21 protein-coding genes are annotated in these 25,397 nt (G+C 72.6%); 9 read left to right on the forward strand and 12 right to left on the reverse strand.

Going from position 1 to position 25,397, the window contains the following annotated elements; translation table 11 throughout:
• Positions 1 to 6: 6 nt before the first annotated feature.
• The 3 genes from ACFYON_RS19330 to ACFYON_RS19340 form a co-directional block, all read right to left on the reverse strand.
• Positions 7 to 1,233: an arginase family protein gene (locus ACFYON_RS19330; RefSeq protein ID WP_357708329.1), complete on the reverse strand. Its 1,227-nt coding sequence runs from the start codon at positions 1,231 to 1,233 to the stop codon at positions 7 to 9.
• A 58-nt stretch (positions 1,234 to 1,291) separates the two neighbouring features.
• The gene (locus ACFYON_RS19335; protein WP_354871120.1) at positions 1,292 to 2,209 is read right to left on the reverse strand and encodes a tetratricopeptide repeat protein; all 918 of its coding nucleotides are present in this window, start codon (positions 2,207 to 2,209) and stop codon (positions 1,292 to 1,294) included.
• Between the two features lie 179 nt (positions 2,210 to 2,388).
• Positions 2,389 to 4,077 (reverse strand): methylmalonyl-CoA mutase family protein, encoded by a 1,689-nt coding sequence (locus tag ACFYON_RS19340; RefSeq protein WP_357708326.1) that lies wholly within the window; start codon positions 4,075 to 4,077, stop codon positions 2,389 to 2,391.
• A 317-nt stretch (positions 4,078 to 4,394) separates the two neighbouring features.
• Here ACFYON_RS19340 and ACFYON_RS19345 point away from each other — a divergent pair, with 317 nt between their 5' ends.
• Entirely contained in the window at positions 4,395 to 4,775 is a 381-nt protein-coding gene (locus tag ACFYON_RS19345; RefSeq protein WP_354871125.1) for a hypothetical protein, read from the forward strand.
• Positions 4,776 to 4,779: 4 nt separating this feature from the next.
• Here the strand turns inward: ACFYON_RS19345 and ACFYON_RS19350 are convergent, their stop codons facing one another.
• The gene (locus tag ACFYON_RS19350) at positions 4,780 to 6,423 is read right to left on the reverse strand and encodes a PucR family transcriptional regulator ligand-binding domain-containing protein (protein WP_355047576.1); all 1,644 of its coding nucleotides are present in this window, start codon (positions 6,421 to 6,423) and stop codon (positions 4,780 to 4,782) included.
• Between the two features lie 108 nt (positions 6,424 to 6,531).
• Here ACFYON_RS19350 and ACFYON_RS19355 point away from each other — a divergent pair, with 108 nt between their 5' ends.
• The 5 genes from ACFYON_RS19355 (at position 6,532) to ACFYON_RS19375 (ending at position 12,955) form a co-directional block, all read left to right on the forward strand.
• Positions 6,532 to 8,064, forward strand: a complete 1,533-nt coding sequence (locus ACFYON_RS19355; RefSeq protein WP_387188172.1) for a CoA-acylating methylmalonate-semialdehyde dehydrogenase — start codon at positions 6,532 to 6,534, stop codon at positions 8,062 to 8,064.
• 21 nt (positions 8,065 to 8,085) lie between these two features.
• Positions 8,086 to 9,414, forward strand: a complete 1,329-nt coding sequence (locus ACFYON_RS19360) for an aspartate aminotransferase family protein (protein WP_387189167.1) — start codon at positions 8,086 to 8,088, stop codon at positions 9,412 to 9,414.
• Positions 9,415 to 9,529: 115 nt separating this feature from the next.
• A complete protein-coding gene (locus ACFYON_RS19365) occupies positions 9,530 to 10,660 on the forward strand; it encodes a thiamine pyrophosphate-dependent dehydrogenase E1 component subunit alpha (protein ID WP_387189166.1) in 1,131 nt (376 codons plus the stop codon).
• Between the two features lie 28 nt (positions 10,661 to 10,688).
• Positions 10,689 to 11,663 (forward strand): alpha-ketoacid dehydrogenase subunit beta, encoded by a 975-nt coding sequence (locus ACFYON_RS19370; protein WP_354871134.1) that lies wholly within the window; start codon positions 10,689 to 10,691, stop codon positions 11,661 to 11,663.
• A gap of 14 nt (positions 11,664 to 11,677) precedes the next feature.
• Entirely contained in the window at positions 11,678 to 12,955 is a 1,278-nt protein-coding gene (locus ACFYON_RS19375) for a dihydrolipoamide acetyltransferase family protein (protein ID WP_387189165.1), read from the forward strand.
• A gap of 80 nt (positions 12,956 to 13,035) precedes the next feature.
• On the opposite strand, the gene ACFYON_RS19380 is transcribed toward ACFYON_RS19375, so the two are convergent.
• The 8 genes from ACFYON_RS19380 to ACFYON_RS19415 are packed head-to-tail and all read right to left on the reverse strand — an operon-like array spanning position 13,036 to position 21,670.
• A complete protein-coding gene (locus ACFYON_RS19380) occupies positions 13,036 to 13,791 on the reverse strand; it encodes an SDR family oxidoreductase (protein WP_354871138.1) in 756 nt (251 codons plus the stop codon).
• On the reverse strand, positions 13,788 to 14,612 hold the full coding sequence (locus ACFYON_RS19385; protein ID WP_354871141.1) for an ATP-binding cassette domain-containing protein: 825 nt from the start codon (positions 14,610 to 14,612) through the stop codon (positions 13,788 to 13,790). The genes ACFYON_RS19380 and ACFYON_RS19385 overlap by 4 nt, the downstream gene beginning before the upstream one ends.
• Positions 14,609 to 15,595 carry an ABC transporter ATP-binding protein gene (locus ACFYON_RS19390; RefSeq protein ID WP_354871144.1) on the reverse strand — a complete coding sequence of 329 codons (987 nt, stop codon included), beginning with the start codon at positions 15,593 to 15,595 and terminating at the stop codon, positions 14,609 to 14,611. Before ACFYON_RS19390 ends, ACFYON_RS19385 begins: the two co-directional genes overlap by 4 nt.
• A 5-nt stretch (positions 15,596 to 15,600) precedes the next feature.
• Positions 15,601 to 16,485 carry an ABC transporter permease gene (locus ACFYON_RS19395; RefSeq protein WP_354871147.1) on the reverse strand — a complete coding sequence of 295 codons (885 nt, stop codon included), beginning with the start codon at positions 16,483 to 16,485 and terminating at the stop codon, positions 15,601 to 15,603.
• Positions 16,482 to 17,426 (reverse strand): ABC transporter permease, encoded by a 945-nt coding sequence (locus ACFYON_RS19400; protein WP_354871150.1) that lies wholly within the window; start codon positions 17,424 to 17,426, stop codon positions 16,482 to 16,484. The genes ACFYON_RS19395 and ACFYON_RS19400 overlap by 4 nt, the downstream gene beginning before the upstream one ends.
• A 22-nt stretch (positions 17,427 to 17,448) precedes the next feature.
• On the reverse strand, positions 17,449 to 18,891 hold the full coding sequence (locus ACFYON_RS19405) for an aldehyde dehydrogenase family protein (protein ID WP_354871152.1): 1,443 nt from the start codon (positions 18,889 to 18,891) through the stop codon (positions 17,449 to 17,451).
• A complete protein-coding gene (locus tag ACFYON_RS19410; RefSeq protein WP_354871155.1) occupies positions 18,888 to 20,132 on the reverse strand; it encodes a M20 family metallopeptidase in 1,245 nt (414 codons plus the stop codon). The genes ACFYON_RS19405 and ACFYON_RS19410 overlap by 4 nt, the downstream gene beginning before the upstream one ends.
• A gap of 11 nt (positions 20,133 to 20,143) precedes the next feature.
• Positions 20,144 to 21,670, reverse strand: a complete 1,527-nt coding sequence (locus ACFYON_RS19415) for a PLP-dependent aminotransferase family protein (RefSeq protein WP_354871158.1) — start codon at positions 21,668 to 21,670, stop codon at positions 20,144 to 20,146.
• A 185-nt stretch (positions 21,671 to 21,855) separates the two neighbouring features.
• Here ACFYON_RS19415 and ACFYON_RS19420 point away from each other — a divergent pair, with 185 nt between their 5' ends.
• The 3 genes from ACFYON_RS19420 to ACFYON_RS19430 all read left to right on the forward strand — a co-directional run bounded on the left by ACFYON_RS19420 (position 21,856) and on the right by ACFYON_RS19430 (position 25,396).
• Complete coding sequence (locus ACFYON_RS19420) at positions 21,856 to 22,944, forward strand: 3-isopropylmalate dehydrogenase (RefSeq protein WP_354871161.1); 1,089 nt, start codon at positions 21,856 to 21,858, stop codon at positions 22,942 to 22,944.
• Positions 22,945 to 23,350: 406 nt separating this feature from the next.
• Complete coding sequence (locus tag ACFYON_RS19425; protein WP_354871163.1) at positions 23,351 to 24,871, forward strand: ABC transporter substrate-binding protein; 1,521 nt, start codon at positions 23,351 to 23,353, stop codon at positions 24,869 to 24,871.
• Positions 24,872 to 25,216: 345 nt separating this feature from the next.
• Positions 25,217 to 25,396, forward strand: coding sequence for a hypothetical protein (locus ACFYON_RS19430; RefSeq protein WP_387188177.1), 180 nt, complete (start codon positions 25,217 to 25,219; stop codon positions 25,394 to 25,396).
• The last annotated feature ends 1 nt before the right edge of the window (position 25,397 follow it).

Here is a 25,397-nt window from a genome sequence, read left to right on the forward strand (position 1 = left end):
CTCCGCCTACGCGGTTCCGTCGGCCGGCGACGCCTCCTCGACCGGCGGCGCGTCCGTGCCGGGCACCGCCACGCGGCGGAGCAGCCCGGGACCGGCCGGCGGTCGCCGATCCTCCGCGTCGGGCCACGACGGCGGCTCCTCGGCATCCGCCGGCGCGTACTCGTCGAGCCCGACGGGTGCGGCCGGCGGGCCGATCGGGTCCGTTGCGACGGCGGGCACCGGCACCGTCACCGCCGCCCGCTCGGCGCGGTGGCTGCCGGCGGCGCGGGGCGCCGGTGCGACCGGCGCGGCCGGCAGCAGCCGGGGCGGCACCGCGTCCGGCGCCACGACCGGGGCGAGCCCGGCCACCACCGTGTTCACGATCTCGGCCGCGTACGCGCCGTCCAGGTCGTAGTCGGGGTCGAAGACGGTCAGCTCGACGCCGAGGCAGTGCGGGGTGTCGACCAGCCCGGCGAGCAGGATCTCCAGCTCGGCGAAGGCGATGCCGCCCGGGTCGGGCGCGTCCACGGCGGGCATCACCGCCGGGTCGAGCACGTCCACGTCGATGTGCACCCAGTAGCCGGCGCAGTCGACGAGCTGCTCGTGCGCCCACTGGGCGGTACGGGCGGCGCCCTCGGCGCGCAGCGCCGGCACCGGCCGGGTGGTGATGCCCGCGGCCTGAAGGTCGAGGCGGTACTCGTCCTGCGCGCGGATGCCGAGCACCACCACGTCGATGTCCCGGAAGTACGGCCGCCGGCCCTCGATCGCGGCCAGGTCGGGCTGCCCCCGGCCGGTGACCAGGGCCAGGTCCTCCCCCGCCGCCGCGCCGACGTAGGAGGCGTTGCCCGGGTGCCGGAAGTCGGAGTGGCCGTCGACGAAGACCAGCCCGATCCGGCCGCCGACCGCCTCGCCGAGGCGGTGCATGGCGAGCGCCGAGCCGAGCAGCACCGAGCAGTCGCCGCCGAGCACCAGCGGGAACTCACCCCGGTCGATGATCGCGCCGATCCGGTCGGCGAGCGCCAGGGAGTACGTCGAGATCTCCGGCGCGTGGCAGACGCCGTCGCCGGGCCGCCAGTCCCCCGGGTCGTACCGCGGCGGGGTGAGGCAGCCCGCGTCACGGGCGCGCAGCCGGGCGAGCAGGCCGTGGTCGCGCAGCGCGCCCGGCGCCTTGCCGCAGCCGGGCACGGAGCTGGCGGTGGGCGGGCGCAGCCCGAGGTTCGTCGGCGCGTCGAGGACGGCGATCCGGCGCATCATGGGCTCCCGTCCTCGGCGGTCGGGCGGGCCGGCGGTGCGCCGGCCCGCGCGGGTTGACTCAGAACAGCGCGCTGGCCAGGGCGCGTCGGGCGGAGGCCACGGCGGGGTCCTCCGGGCCGGCGATGGTGAACAGGCCGAGCAGGTGCTGGCGTACCCGGTCCCGGTCGTCCCCGGCGGTGCGCCGGACCAGGCCGACCAGCCGCTTGTACGCCTGGTCGGCGAGGCCGCTGAGCACCTCGATGTCGGCGGCCAGCAGTTGGGCGTCCACGTCGTCGGGGGCGGCGGCAGCGGCGTCCAGCGCGCCCTGCGGGTCCGCGCCGGCCACCCGGCGGGCCAGCCCGACCTGCGCCAGGCCCGCCTCCGCCGCCGCGTCCGCGGGCGACTCGGCCAGGATCTTCCGGTACGCCGCCTCGGCGGCGTCGAGGTCGCCGCTCATCAGCGCGTCGTCGGCGGCGTCGAGGCGCGGGTCCTCCGGCTCGGCGAGGGCGACGCCACCGGCCTTGAGCACGGCCTGGAGCCACTGTCGCAACTGCGACTCCGGCACCGGGCCGGGAAAGGCGTCGACCGGGCGTCCGCCGACGATGGCGTACGTGGTGGGCAGCGTCTGAAGCTGGAACATCTGCGCGAGCCGCGGCTGCTGCTGCACGTCGACCCGGGCCAGCAGCCACGCGCCGCCGCCCTCGGCGGCCAGCCGCTCCAGCACCGGGGCGAACTGGTCGCTCTCCGGGTAGCCGGCGGCGCCGAAGAAGACCACTACCGGTGTGGTGAGCGAGCGTTCGAGCACCTCGGACTGGATGTTCGCCTCGGTCACGTCGATCACGGCGGCGGAGCCGGCGGGGCTGCCCGGCAGCCCGGTCGGCCCAGCGCCCGGAGACGGTGTGGCGGAGGAGGTGTCGGCCGGTGCGGGGGTGCGCAGCGCGCTGAGGTCGACCGCGCCGCGGGTGAAGATCGACGAGGTGATCCGTGGGTCGCTCATGGTTGTCTAGTCTCGCACGTGCGTCACGGATCTCCGACCAGCCGCGACGGCGACAGTCGCCACTCTCCCACCTGCTCAGCCCGGGCGAGGAAGGGCCCCTGTCAACGCCTTTGGTGAGGGAAGGGCCCCTTCTTGACAAACGCCTGTCAAGAAGGGGCCCTTCCCTGCTGGGCGGGGGGTCAGAAGCGGGCGGGCTCGCGGTAGACGCCCCACTCGGCGCGCAGCGCGTCGCAGATCTCGCCCAGGGTCGCCTCGGCGCGGACCGCGTCGAGCATGGCGGGGATCATGTTCTCGCCGGTACGGGAGACCTCGACCATCCGCGCGACGGCGGCCGTGACCGTGGCCTCGTCGCGGGCCGACTTGCGCTCGGCCAGCACCCGGCGCTGCTCCAGCTCCACCTCGTGCGAGATGCGCAGGATCTCCAGGTCCTTGGCGATCGTGCCGGTGTGGCAGTTCACGCCGACGATCTTCTTGTCGCCCTTCTCCAGCGCCTGCTGGTAGACGAACGCCGACTCGGCGATGTGCCCGGTGAACCAGCCGTCCTCGATGCCGCGCAGGATGCCGGAGGTCATCGGGCCGATGGTGTGCGGGCCCTCGCCGCCGAGCTGCTTGATCCGGGCGAAGATCTCCTCCGCCTCGGCCTCGATCCGGTCGGTGAGCGCCTCGACGTACCAGGAGCCGCCGAGCGGGTCGGCCACGTTCGTCACCCCGGTCTCCTCCATCAGCACCTGCTGGGTACGCAGGGCGATCTCGGCCGACTCGTCGGTGGGCAGGGCGAGCGTCTCGTCGAGCGCGTTCGTGTGCAGCGAGTTGGTGCCGCCGAGCACCGCGGCCAGCGCCTCCACCGCGGTGCGTACCACGTTGTTGACCGGCTGCTGGGCGGTCAGCGACACCCCCGCGGTCTGCGTGTGGAACCGCAGCCACTGAGCCTTCTCGCTGGTCGCGCCGTACACGTCACGCAGCCAGCGGGCCCAGATCCGGCGGGCGGCGCGGAACTTGGCGATCTCTTCGAAGAAGTCCACATGGGAGTCGAAGAAGAAGCTCAGGCCGGGGGCGAACGTGTTCACGTCCAGCCCGCGCGACAGGCCCAGCTCGACGTACCCGAACCCGTCGGCGAGCGTGTACGCCAGCTCCTGCGCCGCGGTCGAGCCGGCCTCCCGGATGTGGTAGCCGGAGACGGACAGCGGCTTGTACCGGGGGATCTCCCGCGCGCAGTACTCCATCAGGTCGCCGATGAGGCGCAGGTGCGGCTCGGGGTCGAACAGCCACTCCTTCTGCGCGATGTACTCCTTGAAGATGTCCGTCTGGAGCGTGCCGTCCAGCGTGGACAGATCGGCGCCCTGCCGTTCGGCGGCGACCAGGTACATGCAGAAGACCGGCACGGCCGGGCCGGAGATGGTCATCGAGGTGGTCACGCCGGACAGGTCGATGCCGTCGAACAGCGCCTCCATGTCGGCCGCCGAGTCCACGGCGACACCACAGTGGCCGACCTCGCCGAGGGCCTGCGGGTCGTCCGAGTCGCGGCCCATCAGCGTCGGCATGTCGAAGGCGACGGAGAGACCGCCGCCGCCCGCGCCGAGGATCATCTTGTAGCGCTCGTTCGTCTGGCGGGCGTTGCCGAAGCCGGCGAACTGACGGATGGTCCAGGTCCGTCCGCGGTAGCCGGTCGGATAGAGACCCCTGGTGTACGGGAACTCGCCCGGCCAGCCGATCCGCTCGAACCCGGGGTACGCGGTGTCCTCCGGCGGGCCGTACACCGGCTCGACCGGCGTTCCGGACAGCGTGGTGAAGTCGGCGTCGCGCTTGCGGGCGGCGTCGTAGCGGGCCTGCCAGCGGGCTCGACCGGCGGCGATCTCGTCAGCATCCATGCGCGGAGCTCCTTCTCAAGTCGTCGTCCCGAGTCCGAGTGTAGAGCGAGATCCTGAACGATCCTTAAGGGCTCGCGTACCCGCCGGTAACCCGGCGGACCGCCCGCCCGGGCGACCCATGGCCGTCGATCCGCAGGTCAGAGCCCTGTCTCACGTGGCGGACGGCCGCCCGGCGCAGCCTCCCCGCGCGCAGGGGTCCGTGCCACACTCCCGCCGTGGGCAATCGAATCGCGACCCGGCTGATTACCTAGGCGGCGTACGCCTCCGCGTGCGTCGCCGGCCAAGCCATCCCGTCGGCTCGTCCTAGTGAGGCCCCCGTGAGCGTGTCCGCATCCACCCCCGGAACCGTCGACCGTCCCCGGCCCGCAGCCGACCGGCCGCACGCCGATCCCGCCGGTGACCACGGCTGGCCGAGCACGATGGTGATCCACCTCGGCGTGGGACACTCCACGACCGGCCTGCTCAAGGTGCTGTCGGTGCTGCACTCCCGCCGGGTCGCCGTCTCACACGTCCAGTACGTGCAGTGCCCGGACCGGTCCGCGGTGATGATCGTGGAGTGCACCCCCGGCACCGCGCCGATGGAGACGGTGCGCAAGAGCGTCGCGAACGCCGTACCGGTTGTCAGCGTCAGCGTGCACAGCGCGCCGAGCCGCGAGAGCGTGCGGCGCCTGCGGTCGGGCCCTCGCACCCACAGGTGAGGAGTCAGCCGGCGGGCTCCGGACCGGCGGCGCGCATGACGTCCCGGGCGGTGAGCGCGACGTGCAGCGACAGGCGCCGCTCGCTCGAATCCAGGTCGACGCCGAGCACCCGCTCGATCAGCTCCAGCCGCTGGTACAGCGCCGACCGCGACAGCGACATCGTGTCGGCCGCGCGCCGCTTGTTGCGCCCCTCCACCAGGTACGTCTCCAGCAGCGCGACGTGGTTCGTGCCGTGGCGCTGGTCGTAGGAGAGCAGCGGGCCCAGTTCGCGCTCGACGAACGTCTGCAGGCGCACGTCGTCGCGCAGCAGGTACAGCAGGCCCCGGAGGCGGACGTCGTGCAGCCGGTAGAACGGGCGGGGCTCGGCGGTGTGCACCGTGGCGTCGGCCACCTGCGCCGCCTCGACCAGTGAGCGCCGGGCCAGGTCGAGCGTCCGGACCACCGACCCGGCGGCGACCACGACGTCCGAGCCGGCCCGGTGACCGGCCCGGGTGAGCGCTGTGGACAGGCCGTGCAGCGCGGCTTCGTCCGAGCCCGTCTCGTCGAGGGCGACGAGGAGCGTGACACCGGTGCCGCCCGCCGCCTCGTCCACGTCGCCGACGAGCGCCGCGAGCCCGCACTCGCGTACCGCCGTCTCCACCGCGTCCAGCAGCTCCCGCCGGCGCGCGTTCCCGTCGACGCCGCCGGCCGGGGCCGCCCGCCGCCGACGGACCACGACCCCGAGTAGCGGTCGCTGTTCCAGGACCACACCGAGCCCGCGCGCCCGAAGCGCCACGTCCCGGGTGGGCGCCGAGTGGTTGACGAGGCTCAACAGCAGACTGCTGCGCGCCTGCCGCTCGACCGACGAGGAGTCCCGGGCGACGAGCTGGTTCAACGCGATGGTGGACGCGGCCCGCTCCAGCAGCACCCGGGTCCGGGCCGGCGGTTCCTGGTCGCACAGCAGCACGAGCCGCCCCCACCTGTTGCCCCGCGCCTCGACGCTCGTCACCAGCCAGCCGGAGCGCGGCTCGTAGCCGGTGCCGGACGGGACCTCGACCGCGCGCGAGCGGGTCTCCCACCGGTCCAGCAGCTCCTCGGCGGTCAGCGGGCCGGTCTCGTACGCCAGCACATGGTGGGCGAGGTTCTCCAGCACCGCGGGACGCCGGGACAGGCGGGTGACCTCGCGGAGCACCTGCCGGGGCTCGGCGCCCTCCACCGACAGCTCGGTGAAGACGCGGTGGATCTCGTCCTTGGCGAGCAGCTCGGCGGTCTGCTCCTCGACGATCACGGAGTGGACGACCTCGGTCACCGCCACGAACCGCATCTCGCGCCGCAACGCGATGAGGGGGAGGTTCCGGCTGCGGGCGTGCTCGACCAGCCCGGCCGGCAGGGTGCCGCCGAACCGGCGGCCCAGCTCGATCACCACGCCCGCCACTCCGACGGCCGCCAGGCCGTCGATCCAGCGGCGCAGCCCGTCGTCGTCGGGGGGCAAACCGATGCCTGTGGTCAGGACCAGCTCACCGCCGCGCAGCAGGTCGGCGATCTCGGGGACCTCGGCGACGTGCACCCAGCGCACCGGCGCGTCCAACCGGTCCCGGCCGGCCAGGACATGCGGCCCGGCCTGCTGCAACGCCGGCAGTTCGAGCACGTCGCGAACCGTCATCGGCATCGGCGGCGTCTCCCCCTTCCCCCACGGCGCACAGTATGTGCGCATCCCGGGTACGGGAGCGACACAGTGCCCATTGCCCGGACCTGGGGAAGCGCAGATGATCCGGGCATGACCCAGACAGCACCCGGCACCGTGCCCGCTCCCGTCCCGCTGGAGCGGGTGACCCACTGGATCGACGGCAAGCCGTTCGCCGGCGTCACCGAGCGTACGGCCCCAGTCTACGATCCGGCGCTGGGCTCGGTCCGCACGGAGGTGCCGCTGGCCTCGGTCGACGAGGTGGACCAGGCCGTCGCCTCCGCCGCCGCCGCGTTCACCTCTTGGCGGGCCTCGTCGCTGACCAAGCGCACCCAGGTGCTGTTCGCGTTCCGGGAGCTGGTCAACCAGCACAAGCAGGAGCTGGCCGAGCTGATCACGGCCGAGCACGGCAAGGTCGTCTCGGACGCCCTCGGCGAGGTCACCCGCGGCCTGGAGGTCGTCGAGTTCGCGTGCGGGATCCCGCACCTGCTCAAGGGCGGCTACTCCGAGGGCGTGTCCACGAACGTGGACGTCTACTCGATCCGCCAGCCGGTCGGCGTCTGCGCCGTCATCTCCCCGTTCAACTTCCCGGTGATGGTCCCGATGTGGTTCGTGCCCATCGCCATCGCGGCGGGGAACACCGTCGTGCTCAAGCCCAGCGAGAAGGACCCGTCCGCGTCGCTGCTCGTGGCCCGGCTCTGGGAGCAGGCCGGCCTGCCCGCCGGCGTCTTCAACGTCGTGCACGGCGACAAGGTGGCGGTGGACCGGCTGCTGGAGCACCCCGAGGTCAAGGCGGTGTCGTTCGTCGGCTCCACGCCGATCGCCCGGTACGTCTACGAGACCGGCACCCGCAACGGCAAGCGCGTCCAGGCCCTCGGCGGCGCGAAGAACCACATGGTGGTGCTGCCGGACGCCGACCTCGACCTGGCCGCCGACGCGGCGGTGAACGCCGGGTTCGGCTCGGCCGGCGAGCGGTGCATGGCGATCTCCGCCCTGGTGGTCGTCGAGCCCGTCGCCGACGACCTGGTGGCCCGGATCCGCGAGCGCATCGCCGGCCTGAAGGTCGGCGACGGTCGGCGCTCCTGCGACATGGGCCCGCTGGTCACCCGGGAGCACCGCGACCGCGTCGCGTCGTACCTCGACGCGGGCGTCGAGGCCGGCGCCGAGCTGGTGGTGGACGGCCGTGAGGTGCGGGTCGACGGCGACGAGTCCGGGTTCTGGCTCGGGCCGAGCCTGCTGGACCGGGTGCAGCCGGAGATGAGCGTCTACACCGACGAGATCTTCGGGCCGGTGCTGTCGGTGGTGCGCGTCGGCAGCTACGACGAGGCGCTCGCGCTGGTGAACGCCAACCGCTACGGCAACGGCACGGCCATCTTCACGAACGACGGTGGCGCGGCCCGCCGTTACCAGAACGAGGTCGAGGTCGGCATGGTCGGCGTCAACGTGCCGATCCCGGTGCCGATGGCCTACTACTCCTTCGGCGGCTGGAAGGACAGCCTCTTCGGCGACTCGCACGCCCACGGCGCCGAGGGCGTGCACTTCTTCACCCGCGGCAAGGTCGTCACCTCCCGGTGGCTCGACCCCAGCCACGGCGGCATCAACCTCGGCTTCCCCGAGAACGTCTGAGCAGCGGAAGAGAGAACGCCGATGAGCACCAGCGCACGCACCTACGAGCTCGACCGCGCGCACGTCTTCCACTCCTGGTCCGCCCAGTCGCTGCTCGACCCGACGGTGGTCGAGCGGGCCGAGGGCTCGTACTTCTGGGACGGCGACGGGAACCGCTACCTGGACTTCTCGTCCCAGCTCGTCAACACCAACATCGGCCACCAGCACCCCGTGGTGGTCGCGGCGATCCAGGAGCAGGCGGCCCGCCTCTGCACGATCGCGCCGTCCTACGCCAACGACGTCCGCGGCGAGGCGGCCCGGCTGATCACCGAGCTGACCCCGGCGGGCCTGTCCAAGGTGTTCTTCACGAACGGCGGCGCGGACGCGATCGAGCACGCCGTCCGGATGGCCCGGCTGCACACCGGCCGGCCGAAGGTGCTGTCGCAGTACCGCAGCTACCACGGTGGCACCCAGACCGCGGTGAACCTCACCGGCGACCCGCGTCGCTGGCCCAGCGACAACGGCACCGCCGGGGTGGTGCACTTCTTCGGCCCGTTCCTGTACCGGTCGGAGTTCGGCGCCACCACCGAGGAGGAGGAGTGCGCGCTCGCGCTGCGCCACCTCGAACGCGTCGTGGAGATGGAGGGCCCGTCCACCATCGCCGCGATCGTGCTGGAGACGGTGCCGGGCACCGCCGGCATCATGCCGCCGCCGCCGGGCTTCCTCGCGGGCGTACGGGAGCTGTGCGACAGGCACGGCATCCTCTACATCGCCGACGAGGTGATGGCGGGCTTCGGGCGTACCGGCGCCTGGTTCGCGCTCGACCACTACGGCGTGGCACCCGACCTGATCACCTTCGCCAAGGGCGTGAACTCCGGTTACGTCCCGCTCGGCGGTGTGGTGATCGCCGAGCACGTCGCCGAGACGTTCGCCACCCGCGCCTACCCCGGCGGCCTGACCTACTCCGGTCACCCGCTGGCCACCGCCGCCGCCGTCGCGACCATCAACGTGATGCGGGACGAGCGGATCGTCGAGAACGCCGCCACTATCGGCGCCGACGTGCTGGGCCCAGGGCTGCGCGAACTCGCCGAACGGCACCCGAGCGTCGGTGACGTACGCGGGCTCGGCGTGTTCTGGGCACTGGAACTGGTACGCGACCGCGAGACGAAGGAGCCGCTGGCGCCGTACGGGTCGTCGTCGCCGGAGATGAACGAGGTGCTGGCCGCCTGCAAGCGCAACGGCCTGGTCGCGTTCGCGAACTTCAACCGGATCCACGTGGTGCCGCCGTGCACCGTGTCGGAGACGGAGGCAAAGGCGGGCCTGTCGATCCTCGACGAGGCGCTGACACTCGCCGACCGCCACACGGTCTGAGGCAATGCCCACCACCGCCCGCCGGGTCCACCCCGGCGGGCGGTCCCGTATCCGAGATCCGCGAGACGGCCGGCGACCCCGGTGACGCGGAGACCCAGCACCCAGAAGGTGACGAATGACTACCGTAGATCTCGCCGACCCACCGGTCACCAACCCCTTCACCGGCGTCACCGGCCTTCCGCGCACAGCCGAGGGCTGCACGCAGCTCGTCACCCCGGACGGGCGCCTGCACCCGGACGTGGACGCCGACCGCGACGCCCTCGGCCGGCTCACCCGTGACCTCTACCGGGGGATGCGGCTCGCGCGGCGCCTCGACGACGAGGCGTTCGCGTTGCAGCGGCAGGGCGAGCTGGGCCTGTGGTTGCAGTGCCGCGGCCAGGAGGCCGCCCAGGTCGGTTCCGTCGCGGCGGTACGCGCCGACGACTACGTCTTCCCCAGCTACCGGGAGCACGCCGCGGCGCTGTGGCGCGGCATCGGCCCGGCCGACCTGCTGCGCCAGTGGCGCGGCGTCGCGCACAGCGGCTGGGATCCGGAGCCGTACTCGTTCCACATCTACACGCTGGTCCTGGCCGCTCAACTGCTGCACGCCACCGGGTACGCGCTCGGCGTGCAGCGCGACGGCAACGACACGGTGGTCGTGACGTACTTCGGTGACGGCGCGGCCAGCGAGGGCGACGCGAGCGAGGCGATGAACATCGCCGCCGTCAACGACGCGCCGATGGTGTTCTTCTGCCAGAACAACCAGTGGGCCATCTCCACGCCCACGTCGGCGCAGAGCCGTACGCCGATCCACCGGCGCGGCGCCGGGTTCGGCCTGCGCAGCGAGTGGGTCGACGGCAACGACGTGCTGGCGGTGTACGCGGTGACGTCCGCGGTGACCGAGCACGCCCGGTCCGGCAACGGCCCCGCGATCGTCGAGGCCACCACGTACCGGATGGGCGGGCACAGCACGTCGGACGACCCGACCCGCTACCGCACCGACGACGAGCTGGAGGCCTGGCGGGCGCGGGATCCGCTGGCCCGGGTCGAGGCGCTGATGCGCGCCGAGGGCTGGAGCGACGAGGCATTCCTCGGCGAGATCCAGGCCGAGGCGGACGAGATGGCCGACCGTACCCGCCGGGAGTGCCTGGCGCTGGAGGCGCCGGACCTCGCGGACGCCTTCGCCACGGTGCTGGCCGACGTGCCCCAGCTGCTGCGGGAGGAGCGCGACGCATTCGTCGCCTACCGCGCCTCCTTCCTCGACTGACGCCCGCCCCGATCGGAGAACTCGTTTCATGATCACCCTGTCTCAGGCACTGAACAGCGGCCTGCGCCGCGCCATGGAGGACGACGACAAGGTCCTCCTGATGGGCGAGGACGTCGGCCGGCTCGGCGGCGTCTTCCGGGTCACCGACGGCCTCCAGAAGGACTTCGGCGAAGCCCGGGTGGTGGACACCACGCTCGCCGAGTCCGGGATCATCGGCACCGCCATCGGGTTGGCGCTACGCGGGTACCGCCCGGTCTGCGAGATCCAGTTCGACGGCTTCGTCTACCCGGCGTTCAACCAGATCGTCTCCCAGCTCGCCAAGATGCGCGCCCGCACCGGCGGCCGTACCGCCCTGCCGGTGGTGGTGCGTATCCCGGTGGGCGGCGGGATCGGCGCGGTGGAGCACCACAGCGAGTCGAACGAGGCGTACTTCGCGCACACCGCCGGGCTGCGGGTCGTCTACTGCGCCGGCCCGGACGACGCGCACTGGATGATCCGCCAGGCCGTCGCCGGCGACGACCCGGTCATCTTCTACGAGCCGAAGCGCCGCTACTGGGTCAAGGGCGAGGTGACGCCCGAGGAGGCCGGGCCACCGCTGCCGCTGGACCGCGCCCGGACCGTGCGGCCGGGCACCGACGTGACGCTGCTGACGTACGGGGGCACCGTCGCCACCTGCGTCGCCGCCGCCGAGGCGGCAGCACAGGAGGGCCGCGACATCGAGGTGATCGACCTGCGGTCCATCTCTCCGCTGGACGTGCTGACCATCGAGGAGTCGGTCCGCCGCACCGGCCGGGCGGTGGTGGTCCACGAGGCCCCCACGTTCGCCGGGTTCGGCGCCGAGGTCGTCGCGCAGGTGACGAGCCGGTGCTTCTACTCGCTGGAGGCGCCGGTCGAGCGGGTCGGCGGCTTCAACCTGCCGTATCCGCCGGCCAAGGTCGAGGAGGAGTACCTGCCCGACCTGGACCGGATCCTCGACGCCGTCGACCGCGTCCTGGCCGCGTGAAGGGAGAGGTACCGATGAACGTTCAGCAGTTCCGACTGCCCGACGTCGGCGAAGGGCTCACCGAGGCCGAGATCGTCACCTGGCGGGTCGCACCGGGCGACCCGGTACGCCTCAACGACGTCATCGTGGACATCGAGACCGCCAAGGCGGTGGTCGAGCTCCCCAGCCCGTACGCCGGTGTGGTGGACCGCCTCCTCGCCGAGGAGGGGCAGACAGTCGAGGTCGGCTCGCCGATCATCGCGATCCGGGTGGCGGGCGACGGCCCGGCGGCCCCGTCCACCGACGAGCCCGCCGCCGCGTCGCCCGCCGACGAGCCGGCCGCGGAGCGCACCGCGGTGCTCGTGGGCTACGGGGTCTCCACGCAGGCCCGGACGCGCCGGCCACGTCGCACCCCGTCCGTCCGGCCGGCCGACACCTCCCGCCCGGCGCACACGTCCCGGCCGCCGGTGCTCACCAAGCCGCCGCTGCGCAAGCTCGCCAAGGATCTCGGTGTGGAGCTGGCGGACGTACACGGCAGCGGCCCCGACGGCCGGATCACCCGCCAGGACCTGCTCGACCACACAACCGGCCCGGCACCGGCGGCCGACCACCGGCGGGACGAGCGCCTGCCGGTGCGCGGGGTCCGCAAGGCGACCGCGGCGGCCATGGTCGCCAGCGCGTTCACCGCACCGCACGTCACCGAGTTCCTCACCGTCGACATGACCGGCACCGTGGAGTTCGTGGACCGGCTGAAGCAGGACCCGGCGTTCCAGGGGGTGAAGGTCAGTCCGCTGCTCGTGGCGTCGCTGGCCCTGCTGGACGCGGTACGCCGGCACCCGGGCGTCAACGCCCGGTGGGACGAGGAGAACCAGGAGATCGTCCGGTTCGCCGACGTCAACCTGGGCATCGCCGCCGCGACGCCGCGCGGGCTGCTCGTGCCGAACGTCAAAGCCGCGCAGAACCTGCCGGTACGGGGCCTCGCGGTCGCCCTGAACGAGCTGGCGACCACCGCGCGGGAGGGCCGCACCCGTCCCGCCGACCTGGCCGGCGGCACCATCACCATCACCAACATCGGTGTGTTCGGGGTGGACGCCGGCACTCCGATCCTCAACCCCGGTGAGGCGGCCATCCTCTGCCTCGGCGCGCTGCGCCGGACGCCGTGGGTGGTCGACGAGCAGGTCGTCCCCCGGTGGACCGCGCAGTTGTCGCTGTCGTTCGACCACCGGCTGGTGGACGGGGAACTGGGCAGCCGGGTGCTCGCCCACGTCGGGCGGTTCCTCACCGATCCGCTGTGGGGCCTGGCCCTGCGCTGAGACCGGCAGACGAACGGCGCGTGGACGGGGACCCGGGTCCCGTCCACGCGCCGTCGTCGTACGAGCGGCCCGCGTACGCGTCAGCCGGCCGTGGTGCCGCCGTCGAGGACGAGCGTGTGGCCGGTGATCATCCGCGCCTCGTCGCCGGCGAGGAACACCACCGCGTCGGCGGAGTCGCGCGGCGTCGCCATGCGGCCCAGCGGGATCGAGGCCCGGAAGTTCTCCCGCGCGCTGTCCGGCACGTCGCCCATGCCGCCCAGGAACGCCGAGAGCATCGGCGTCTCGGTCGCCGCCGGGGCGATCGCGTTGACCCGGATGCCGTGCGGCGCGAGTTCCAGCGCCAGCGCCTTCATCAGGCCGATGACGCCGTGCTTGGCGGCGGTGTACGGCGCGTACCGGGGACGGGCGATGACGGCCTGGAGCGACGCGGTGAACACGATCGCGCCGCCACCGGCTTCGATCAGCGCGGGCACGGCGGCCTGCGCGGTCCAGAACGCCCCCTTGAGGTTGACGTCCACCACGCGGTCCAGCGTCGCCTGGTCGACCTCGTCGACCGGACCGGTGAACGGCGTACCGGCGTTGGCGTGCATGAGGTCGAGCCGCCCGAACCGCTCGACGGCGGTCTCCACGGCGGCGCGGCAGTCCTCGGCGCGGGTGACGTCGCAGGCCACACCGGCCACGGCGGACCCGAACTCGGCGGCCGCCTTGGCGGCCCGGTCGCCGTCGAGGTCGGCGATGACGACGCGCGCGCCCTCCTCGACGAGCCGGCCGACGGTGGCCAGTCCGATGCCGCTGGCGCCTCCGGTGACGACGGCGACGCGGTCAACCAACCTCATGTGCTGCTCCTGTTGAATCGGTCCAGGAGGTCGCCGCGCAGGGTGGGCACCGCGGACAGCAGCCTCTGGGTGTACGGGTGCTGGGGTTCGGAGTAGATCGATTCGGTGTCACCCGTCTCGACGATCCGGCCCTGGTTCATCACCGCGATCCGGTCGCACAGGTACCGGACGACGGACAGATCGTGCGAGACCAGGATCAGGGTCAGCTTGAACTGCTCGGCCAGCTCGGTGAGCAGGTTGAGGATCTGCGCGCGCACCGAGACGTCGAGCGCGCTGACCGGCTCGTCGCCCACGATGACCTTCGGACCGGCCGCCAGGGCACGGGCGATCGCGATGCGCTGCCGCTGGCCGCCGGAGAACTGGTGCGGGTAGCGGGTCACCGCCTCCTCGGGCAGACCCACCGAGTGCATCAGCTCGGCGACGCGGGCCCGGTGGTCACCGGGCAGGCGCAGCGCGCGCATCGGCTCCGCGACGATGTCCGCGACGCGCATGCGCGGGTTCAGCGACGACATCGGGTCCTGCAACACCATCTGCACGTCGCGGCGCAGGGACCGGAGCCGCCGCTCCGGCAGGCCGCTGATCCGCTGCCCCTGGTAGAACGCGGCGCCGGACGTCGGCTGGTCGAGGGCCATGAGGATGCGCGACAGCGTGGACTTGCCGGAGCCGCTCTCCCCCACAATGCCGAACGCCTCGCCTTCGTGGACCTGCACGCTCACGCCGTCGAGCGCACGGATCGGCTGTCCCGGCGTACGCAGCGACCGCCGCGGGGCGCGGTACTCGCGCACCAGGTCGACGGCTTCCAGCAACGGGGTGGTGGTCATGCGCTGGCCTTCCCGCTTTCTAGGGGCTGGTCGCTCTCGATCGGGTGGTGGCAGGCCGCCCGCTGGGTGCTGCCGGGCGGCGCCGTCAGCAGCGGCACGGTCCGGCAGACGTCGTCGGCGCGCGGGCAGCGGTTGCGGTACACGCAGCCGGTGGGGAACGACCCGAGCGACGGAACCCGGCCCGGGATGGTCGACAGCCGGCCGCTGCCGTCGGTGCTCTCCAGCACCGTCGACGCCCGCAGGCCCGCCGTGTACGGGTGCCGGGGCGAGTCGAACACGGTGGCCACGTCGCCGTGCTCGACGATCGAGCCGCCGTACATGACGAGCAGTTCCTCGCAGATGCTGGCGACGACCGGCAGGTCGTGCGTGATGAGCAGCAGCGACGCGCCCTCCTCGCGCACCAGCGTGTCCATCAGCCGCAGCATCTCCGCCTGCACCGTGACGTCCAGCGCCGTGGTGGGCTCGTCGGCGACCAGCACGGCGGGGTCGCACGCCAGCGCGATGGCCAGCACGACGCGCTGCCGCTGACCGCCGGAGAGCTGGTGCGGGTACTTGCGCGCGGTGCGGTCGGGCTCGGGCAGCTGCACCCGTTCGAGCAGCTCGGTGGCGCGGGCGGAGGCCGCCGCGCGGCTCATCCCCTTGTGCAGCCGCAGCGACTCGGCGACCTGGTTACCGACCCGCATCAGCGGGTTCAGCGCCGTCATCGGCTCCTGGAACACCATGGCGATGTCGTTGCCGCGGACCGCGCACATCTGCTTGTCGGACAGGTCGAGCAGGTTACGGCCGTTCAGCAGCACCCGCCCGGACGCCGTCACGCCGTGCGGCAGCAGGCCCATCAGCGCGAGCGCGGTCAGCGACTTGCCGCAGCCGGACTCGCCGATGAGCCCCATCCGGCGGCCCCGCCCGATCTCGAACGAGACGCCCTTGACGGCCTGGATGTCGTGGACCTCGACGACGAGGTCCTCCACCACGAGCCCGCTCATCCCGGTCACCGTCCTCTCAGCCGCGGGTCGAGGGCGTCGCGCAGCCCGTCGCCCATGAGGTTGAAACCGAGCACCGACAGGGCGATGGCCAGACCGGGCCAGACGGCGAGCATCGGCTGCACGACGAAGTAGTTCTGCGCCTCCTGGAGCATCCGGCCCCAGGTGGGGGTCGGCGGCGGGGTGCCGTACCCGAGGTAGGACAGCGCCGCCTCGGCGAGCACCGCGTGCGCGAACGACACCGACGCCTGCACGATGAGCAGGGCCGCGATGTTCGGCAGCACGTACCGCACCATGAGCACCACGCCCCGGCGGCCGTAGCTGCGCGCGGCGAGCACGAAGTCGCTCTGCAGCACCTGCATCGCGCCGGCGCGGGTGAGGCGGCCGAACACCGGGACGTTTGCGACGCCGATGGCGATCATGCCGGTGAGCGTGGAGGCGCCGAAGCCGGCCGCCAGGATGATCGCCAGCAGGATCGCCGGGAACGCGAAGACGATGTCCAGCCCTCGCATGACCGGCTCGCTGAGCCAGCGCCCTCCGCCGGCGGCGAGCAGACCCAGCGGTACGCCGATCGCCGCGGCGATCGCGACGGCGACGACACCGACGAACAGCGTGGTCCGCGCGCCGACGAGCAACTGGCTGACGATGTCCCGCCCGAAGTGGTCGGTGCCGAGCCAGTAGTCGCCGCCCGGGGCCAGCAGGGTGTTGGCCGGGTCGACCCGGGTCGGGTCGTACGGCGTCCAGAGGAACGACACCAGCGCGGTGAGGACGACCAGGCCCACCAGGGCGGCGCCGATCACCAGCGTGAGGTTCCAGCGGCGGCGCGGCCTGCCAGGGCCGGACGCGACGACGTCGGCGGTGGCCTCCGGTGGGGCGTCGGCGACTGATGTCATGCCTTGCTCCTCAGCCTGGGGTCGACCGCGTGGTACACCACGTCGACCAGGAAGTTGATCAGAAGCACCGCGGCCGTGAGCACCATGACCGTGCCCTGCACCTTCAGCAGGTCGCGGTTGCCGACGTCCTGCAACAGCATCCGGCCGAGGCCGGGCAGGCCGAAGACGTTCTCGATCACGACGGTGCCGATGAGCAGCGTCGCGAGTTGCAGGCCGAGGACGGTGATGACCGGGATGGCGGCGTTGCGCAGCGCGTGCCGGGTCAGCGCCTGCGAGCGGCTGAGACCCTTGGCCCGCGCGGTCTGGATGAAGTCCTCCTGCATGACCTCGACCACCGCGGAGCGAACGTAGCGCATCAGGATCGCGCCCTGGGCCACACCGAGGGCCAGGGCCGGCATCAGCAGGGCCTGGACGGCGTCGCCGACGTCGTCCCAGCCGGTGAACCCACCGGCCGGGAGCCACTGGAGTTTCACCGCGAACACGGTGATGAGCAGGATGCCCAGCCAGAACGAGGGGACGGCGATGCCGACCTGGCTGAACGCCGACAGCGCCGTGCCGATCGCGGTGCGGCTCTTCACCGCGGCCAGGATGCCCAGCGGCACGGCGATGAGCAGCGCCAGCGTCATCCCGGCGAGGATGAGCGGCACCGTGACGCCGAGCTTGTCGGCGATCTCCGAGCCCACCGACACCCCGCTGAGCGGTGAGACGCCGAAGTCACCGCGGATCAGGCCGCCGGCCCAGTCGAGGTACCGCTCGGTGAACGGCCGGTTCGTCCCGAACTGCTCCCGCAGCGCCTCCAGCGCCTCCGGCGTGGCGTTGACGCCGAGCATCGCCTGCGCCTGGTCGCCCGGCAGCAGCGCCAGCATCGCGAAGACGAGGACGGACGCGGCGAACAGCGAGACCGCGAGGATGGCCAGCCGCCGGACGAAGTAGATCACCATGCGTGTGTGCTCCCACTCCGAATCATGGCCTGATCATCACCATCTTGGTCACGGTCAGCTCCTCCATGGCGAAGCGCGGTCCCTCCCGGCCGATGCCGGAGTCCTTGACGCCGCCGTACGGCATGTTGTCGGCGCGGAAGCCGGGCACCTCGTTGACCAGCACCCCGCCCACGTCGAGGCGGCGCACGACGTCGAGGGCGACCGCCAGGTCACGGGTGAAGACAGCGGCCTGCAGCCCGTAGCGCGACCTGTTGACCAGCTCGACCGCCGCGTCCATGTCCGGCACCGAACGTACGCAGACCACCGGGCCGAAGATCTCCTCCGCCCAGCACTCGGCGTCCTCGGGGACGTCGACGAGCACCGTCGGCTGCAGCACCCGGCCCTGCGCCGTACCGCCGGACAGGCAGCGCGCCCCGGCGGCGACCGCGCGGTCCACCCACGAGTGGACCCGCTCGGTGGACGCCTCGTCCACCAGCGCGGACACGCGGGTGCCGGCGGACCGGGGATCACCGGTGGTGACGTTCGCGAGCAGCGGCTGGAGGCGTTCCAGCAGCGCCTCGCGGACCGGCTCCTCGACGATGACCCGCTGCACGCTGATGCACGCCTGCCCGGAGGCGTAGAACCCGCCGCGTACGACGGCCTCGGCGGCCCGGTCGAGGTCGGCGTCGCGGCCGACGACGAGCGCCGCGTTGGACCCGAGTTCCAGCAGCACCTTGCGCGGAGCCGCGGCGCGGGCGATCTGGTGGCCGACGTGCGCCGACCCGGTGAACGACACGGCCGCGACGCCGGGGTGCGTGGTCAGGAGCTTGCCGACCTCGACGCCACCGGTGACGAGCTGGACCCCGGCGGCCGGGCAGCCCGCCCGGCGGAACAGGTCGACCAGCACCAGCGTGGCCAGCGGCGTGTTCGGCGCCGGCTTGACGATCACCGGGCAGCCCGCCGCCACCGACGGCGCGACCTTGTGGGCGGCCAGCAGCAGCGGGTAGTTGAACCCGGTGATGCCGACGACGACGCCGACCGGGCGGCGTACCCAGAAGCCGAGCATGCCCTCGCCGGCCGGTTGCATGTCCAGCGCCACCGTCTCGCCGGTCAGGTGCCCGACCTCCTCGGCGGCCGTCTCCAGCGTGACCAGCGTGCGGGCCACCTCGACCCGGCAGTCGACCAGCGGCTTGCCGGTCTCCAGGACCAGCAGCCCGGCGAGCGCGTCGGCGCGGGCGCGGACCTCGGCGGCGACGGTGGTCAGGATCGCGCGCCGACGGTGGCCGGGCAGGCCGGCCATCTCCGCGGCGGCCTCACTCGCGGCCGCGACAGCCGCCTCCGCGTCGGCGGGGCCGCCCCACGGCGCCTGGGTCACGGTGCTGCCGTCGTACGGGAACCGCACCGGGGCGGTCTGCGCGGTGGTGGCCCACCCCGCGCCGATCGGCAGGCCGGCGGGCAGCGCGGTCAGCAGCTCCTGCGCGGTCACGACGCCGCTCCCGCCCGGGCGCCGGTGGCCCCGGTGAGGAAGGCCAGCGCCGCCTCGGCGTACACCTTCGTCTTGCGGACGATGTCGTCGACCTCGACGTACTCGTCGGGCTGGTGGGCGATCCACTTCGGGCCGGGGCCGTACACCACGTTCGGGATGCCGCTGTCGCGCCACAGGATGGTTCCGTCGGTCGCGCCGGGCACACCGCCGAAGGCCGGCTCGGCGCCGGTGACCGCGCGGTGCGCCGCCGCGACGGCGAGCGAGACGGGGTGGTCCTCCGGGGTGACCGCGCACGGCCGGTCGTCGACGACCTCGACGGCGAAGGTGACGCCGTGCCGGGCGCCGATGGCGTCGGCGTCGGAGCGGACGCGCGCGGCCAGGGCCGCGTGGTCGACACCGGGTACGGTCCGGCAGTCCACGCCGAGCACGGCGCGGCCGGGGATGACGTTGAGCTGGTCGGCGGAACCGGCGTCCAGGACCGTGGGGGTCAGGTACGTCGGGCCGAGGTGCTCGTGCTCACCCGGGTCGGCCTGCAGCTCCTTCTGGAACCGGCCGAGCGCGGCGACCAGCTCGGCGACCGCGGGCACGGGGTTGCGGCCGTGCTGCGGCATCGCGCCGTGCGCCATCTTGCCGGTGCAGGTGACGAGCAGCCGGACCGCGCCCTTGGCGACCGCGCAGATCTCCTCCGCCTCCGGCTCACAGATGATCGCGGCGTCCACCTCGCGGGCGAGCGCGGTGGTGGTGAAGTGCTTCGCGCCGAGCATCTGGCCCTCCTCGTCCACCAGGGCCGCCACCACGATCCGGCCCGGGAACGGCCCGGCCAGCTCGACGGCCCGGGTCGCGTGGATCATCGCGGCGACACCGGCCTTCATGTCGGCGGAGCCGCGACCGTACAGGCGCCCGCCGACGATGTCGCCGCCGAACGGGTCGACCGTCCACTCCTCGGGAGAGCCTTCGGTGACGACGTCGGTGTGCCCCTCGAACATCAGCGTCGGGCCGGGCAGGCCGCCGTCCACCACCGCGACGACGTTGGGGCGCCCGGGAACGACCTCGGTGACCTCCGGCCGCCACCCGAAGCCCCGCATGACCTCCGCGACGAGTTCCGCCACGGGCTGCTCGCTCCGCCCGCGCTCCGCGTCCCAGGTCGAGGGGATGCGGACCAGGTCCTGGGTGAGCGACACGACGGCTTGCTCGTCGACGAGATGGCCGGCGCGGAGTGAGGCATGGGTGTCCGACGTCATGGCGTCGGAGGTTACGAACTCCGACACCGGAGGGGAACGTCCAGTTTCCGGGCCGGTGGGGGTACCAGCCGTGGCCGGACCTGGTCTTCTACGGCCGCGGCGACCCGCCGCACCCCCTCGTCGATGCGGTCCAGCGGCATCACCTGGTACCCCAGCCTCAGGTGGTGGCGCGGCGCGGGCCGGGTGGCCCAGTACGGCGCCCCGGGGTCGAGCAGGACACCCTGCCGGCGCAGCTCGCGGGCGAGTTCCCCGGCGTCCAGCCCCGGCGGGCCGATCAGCCACCGGGCCAGCCCGCCGCGCGGCACCGGCTGCGGTCCCCAGCGCACGTGCCGCTCGACCGCCCGCACCATCTCCTCGTACAGGCCCTGGTAGTGGGCGCGCACGCGGCGCACGTGGCGGGCCAGGTCCCGGCTGGCGATCATCTGCGCCAGGGCGCGTTGCATCGGGCCGGGCGGGTGCCGCAGCACGTAGCGGGAGCGGGCCCGCATGGCGTCCACCAGCGCCGGGGACGCCACCACGTAGCCGAGCCGCAGCCCGGGCGCCAGCAGCTTGCTGAAGCTGCCGAGGTAGACGACGCGGTCCTCGTCGTCCAGCGCCCGCACCGCCACCGCGGGCATCCCCCGGAACGTCATCTCCGGGTCGTAGTCGTCCTCGATCACCACCGCGTCCGCCGCGCCGGCCCGGCGCAGCAGCTCCTCACGCCGGGACGCCGACATCGTCGCGCCGGTGGGGTACTGGTGGCTCGGCGTGACGTACACCAGTTGGGCGCCGTGCAGGTCCGCCGGCAGGTCCTCGACGACGAGGCCGTCCTCGTCGACCCGGCCGGGCACCACGTCGGCACCGGCCATCTGCATGATCGTCCGCGCGTCGGGATAGCCCGGGTCCTCGACCAGCACGACGGTCCCGGGCCGGACCAGGACGCTCGCCAGCAGGTGCAGCGCGTGCGTCGAGCCCAGCGTGATCATCACCTGGTCCGGATGGGCGGAGATGCCACGCGCGGGCAGCACGTGCTCGCAGAGCTGACGCACCAGCTCCGGGTCGTCGGCCTGGCCGGCGTCCCCGATGACCCGGGACAGGCCGTCCTGCCGCAGCGCCTCCCGCTGCGCCCGTTCCCACGCGCCGATCGGGAACATGCTGGGGTCGGGCTGGCCGACCACGAACGGGAACGGCGCCCGCGCCCAGGCCGGATCCCGGTGCACCGGCGTGGGGGGCGGTTCCGGCAGCCGCGACTCCCAGTCGATCGGCCGCATCGGCGAGCGGGCGGTCCGCCGCGCGGCCCGCATCCGCACCACCGCGTCGGAGGAGACGTAGAGACCGCGCCGCGGGACCGTCACGATGAGGCCCTGCTCCATGAGCCGGTCGTACGCGGTCAGCACGGTGTTCCGGGAGACGCCGAGCGACTCGGCCAGGCGGCGCGTGCTCGGCAGCGGGCCGTCGTCGTACTGCCCGGCGAGGATCGCGTCCTCGAGCCCGGTGATGATCTGCTCGTAGAGCGGAACCGCGCTCTGCGGGTTGACCGGCAGCAGGAAGTCCGCCACCTCGACCTCCCACTCCCGCGGGGGTCTCGCCTCGTCCCGTCGTCGCACGCCTTGCACACGCCATCCGCGTCCCGCTGGTACCAGCCTAGCCGGAGACCTGGACCTGTTGCCGACGGCCCGTTCCCGCCACGCTTGGCCGGGCGATGGCAGGTGACGGTCTCCTGCACGCGGACAGGGGTGGACTAATGAGCGCCCAGCGAATCGCGCTGGTGCCCGGCGACGGCATCGGACCGGAGGTCACCGCCCAGGCGGTCAAGGCGTGTGACGCCGCGGCCCGACGGTTCGGGCTCGACCTGGTGTGGGAAGACTACGAACTCGGCGCGGACTACTGGCGGATAACCGGCCAGGTCGTGCCGCCGGACGTGGAACAGGAACTGGCCAAGGCGGACGCCATTCTCTTCGGCGCCGTCGGCGACCCGTCGGTGCCACCCGGCGTGCTCGAACGCGGCCTGGTCATCCACCTGCGGACCGCTTTCGACCAGTACGTGAACCTGCGGCCGGTCAAGCTGCTGCCCGGCGTGCCCTCGCCCATCGCGGGACTCCGCCCCGAGCAGTGCGACCTGCTGATCCTGCGGGAGAACACCGAGGGCGCCTACGTCGGGGCCGGCGGCTTCATCCACCGGGGCGGGCCGGACGAGATCGCCACCCAGGAGTCGGTGAACACCCGCAAGGGGGTCGAGCGTCTCATCCGGCACGGTTTCCGCGCGGCGATGGGGCGGCGCAGGCACCTCACCCTGGTGCACAAGGCGAACATCCTCACGTTCGCCGGTGACCTGTGGCAGCGGACCTTCGAGGAGGTCGCGGCGGAGTACCCCGACGTCGCGACGGACTACGTGCACGTCGACGCGATGTGCCTCTACCTGGTGACGCAGCCGGAGCGGTTCGACGTCGTGGTCACCGACAACCTGTTCGGCGACATCATCACCGACCTGGGCGCGGCCGTGCAGGGCGGGCTCGGCCTGGCCGCCAGCGGCAACCTCAACCCGACCGGGTCGGCGCCGAGCATGTTCGAGCCGGTGCACGGCTCCGCGCCGGACATCGCCGGCCGGGGCTGGGCCAATCCCGCCGGCTCGATCCTCAGCGCCGCGCTCATGCTGGAGCACCTGGGCCACCCGGAGGCGGCGCGCAGCCTGGAGGACGGGGTGAAGGCGGTGCTGCCACGTCTGGGCGCCATGCGCGGGCCGGAGATGGGCATGTCGACCGAGGACTTCGGCGACGCGGTCGCCGCCGTCATCGCCGAGGGCGCGTACCAGGCGGAGGCGCTGCCGGCGTAGCGCGTCATCGGCTGATCGAGGTGGCGGCGGGGGTGGACCCCGCCGCCACCTTTTTCGCCTGGCGCCACGCCGGGACCGGGTCGGGCGTACGGGGACGTGGACAGCGCCGAACGGCCACCTCCCGTACGGCGTCGCGGGCAACGTTCGGGGACCTCACGGCCGGACCTGGCGCGCCCACCGAAAACCGCGTCTCACCTGCTGAGAGCCATTCGTCGCGGTGTCACGGCGTATTCCCGCGCCGGTGGCCGCCGGGCCGCCCGAAACCGGGCCACCGCAGGCTCCCCGAGCGGCGATTGGTACCTGCCCACCCCGCTGAACTGGCCCTTTTGCATCGGGTACCACGCTCCTAGTGTCCCGGCTCACAGGCTACGAGCGCCCTTGGCGTTCTTCGCGATGGGACACACGAATGAATCGGCTGAAGATAACGCTGCCCGCCGTGCTTCTCGCCACGGCGCTGGCTCTGACCGCGTGCAGTAGCGATGGCGACGACTCGGAGACCACCACCGGGGGTGGCTCCGGCAACGGCACTGTCACCCTCGGCGCCTACCTGGAGCCGGTGAGCCTCGACCTGACCGCCGAGGCCGGCGCCGCGATCCCGCAGGTCCTGCTCTACAACGTGTACGAGGGCCTGGTGCGCCAGAACGCGGACACCGGTGAGGTGGAGCCGCTGCTGGCCAGCGAGTGGAAGGTGTCCGACGACGGCACCAAGTACTCGTTCAAGCTCCGTGAGGGCGTCACCTTCCACGACGGTCAGAAGCTCACCGCGCAGGACGTGGCGTGGAGCTTCAAGCGGGTGACCGCGGAGGGCTCGACGAACCCGTTCAAGTCGCAGATGACCGTCGTGAAGACCGTCGAGGCGCCGGACGCCACCACCGTTGACGTGACGCTGTCCCGGCCGAGCCAGAGCTGGCTGTTCGACGTCGCCGGCCGCGTCGGCGTGGTGCTCAAGGAGAACGCCACCGACCTGGGGACCAAGCCGAACGGCACCGGCCCGTTCAAGTTCGACAAGTGGAACCGCGGCGACAGCATCACGCTGGCGCGCCACGACGGCTACTGGGGCGACAAGGCGAAGGTCGCCTCCGCCGTCTTCCGGTACATCACCGACGCCAACGCGCTGAACAACGCGATGCTCTCCGGTCAGCTGGACATCGTGGCGAACATCCAGGCGCCGCAGCTGCTCGAGGTGTTCAAGGGCAACAAGCAGTTCGAGGTGGTCGAGGGCAAGACGACCGGTGAGGTCGTCCTGGCGATGAACAACGGCAAGGGCCCGCTGGCCGACGCCCGGGTGCGCCAGGCCATCCGCCACGCGATCGACCACGACGCGCTCATCAAGACCGTCTGGTCCGGGTACGGGACGAAGATCGGCAGCATGGTGCCGCCGAGCGACCCGTGGTACGAGGACCGCACCGGCGACTTCCCGCACGACCCCGCCAAGGCCAAGCAGCTGCTGGCCGAGGCCGGCCACGCGAACGGGCTCACCCTGACCATGGACGTTCCGCCGCCGGGTTACGCCCGCGCGTCGGCGCAGTTCGTCGCCTCGCAGCTGAACGAGGTCGGCATCAAGGTGACCCAGAACAACGTCGAGATGCCGCAGTGGCTCGACAAGGTGTTCGGCAAGGCCAACTACGACCTGTCGATCATCGCCCACGTCGAGCCCCGTGACCTGGTCCGCTACGGCGAGCCGGGCTACTACCACCGCTACAAGAACCCGGCCGTCACCCAGCTCATGCAGGAGGCCGACACGGCTCTGGACGCGGCGACCCGGGACAAGAAGTTCGCCGAGGCCGCGAAGCTCATCTCGCAGGAGGCCGCCAGCGACTGGCTGTTCCTGCTGCCGAACCTCGCGGTGATCCGCGACGGCGTCGAGGGTTACCCGAAGGACTCGGTGACCCAGTCCTTCGACGTCACCAAGGTGTCGAAGAAGTAACCCGCTCCACCCACACGGAAGGACCTGGTAGGCCCCGAGGCCCACCAGGTCCTTCTGCCATTCCCGCTCCCGCTCCCGCGATCTTGCAGTTGCGGCCCTCGACGCGGGGGATTTCTCCCTTTCGCCGGGGCACAAAGCGCAAGATCGACCGCCCGGGCAGGATCCCGGGAGCTGACACCGGTACGTGATCCGCCGTCCTGGCCGTGCGGGCGTGGGACTGGTTCGCCCGGAAGGGCCCAGTCTCTCGGCAGAGCTCGCTATTGGGCTGCGTGAGTGGCCCGAGTGGATGGACATGCACAGGGAGTACGGCGGTGGTCAGGTCGCCATCGACGAGCAGTATCGGGCGTGGACGAGAAGGGCCGGGAGCTGACGCGGCAGCTGCCAGAGGAGACCGGCGCGGCAGTCGTCTACCAGGGGATCGCGGTGAAGTGGCTGGTGGCTTCGTACCGGACGGCGAGCTTGTCGAAGCGGCTGGCCACGGCGCGGTCGCGCTCGAGCCGGTTGATGCCGCACTCCACGGCGTGAC

The sequence above is a fragment of the Micromonospora sp. NPDC005686 genome (assembly GCF_042871665.1).
GTDB lineage: Bacteria > Actinomycetota > Actinomycetes > Mycobacteriales > Micromonosporaceae > Micromonospora.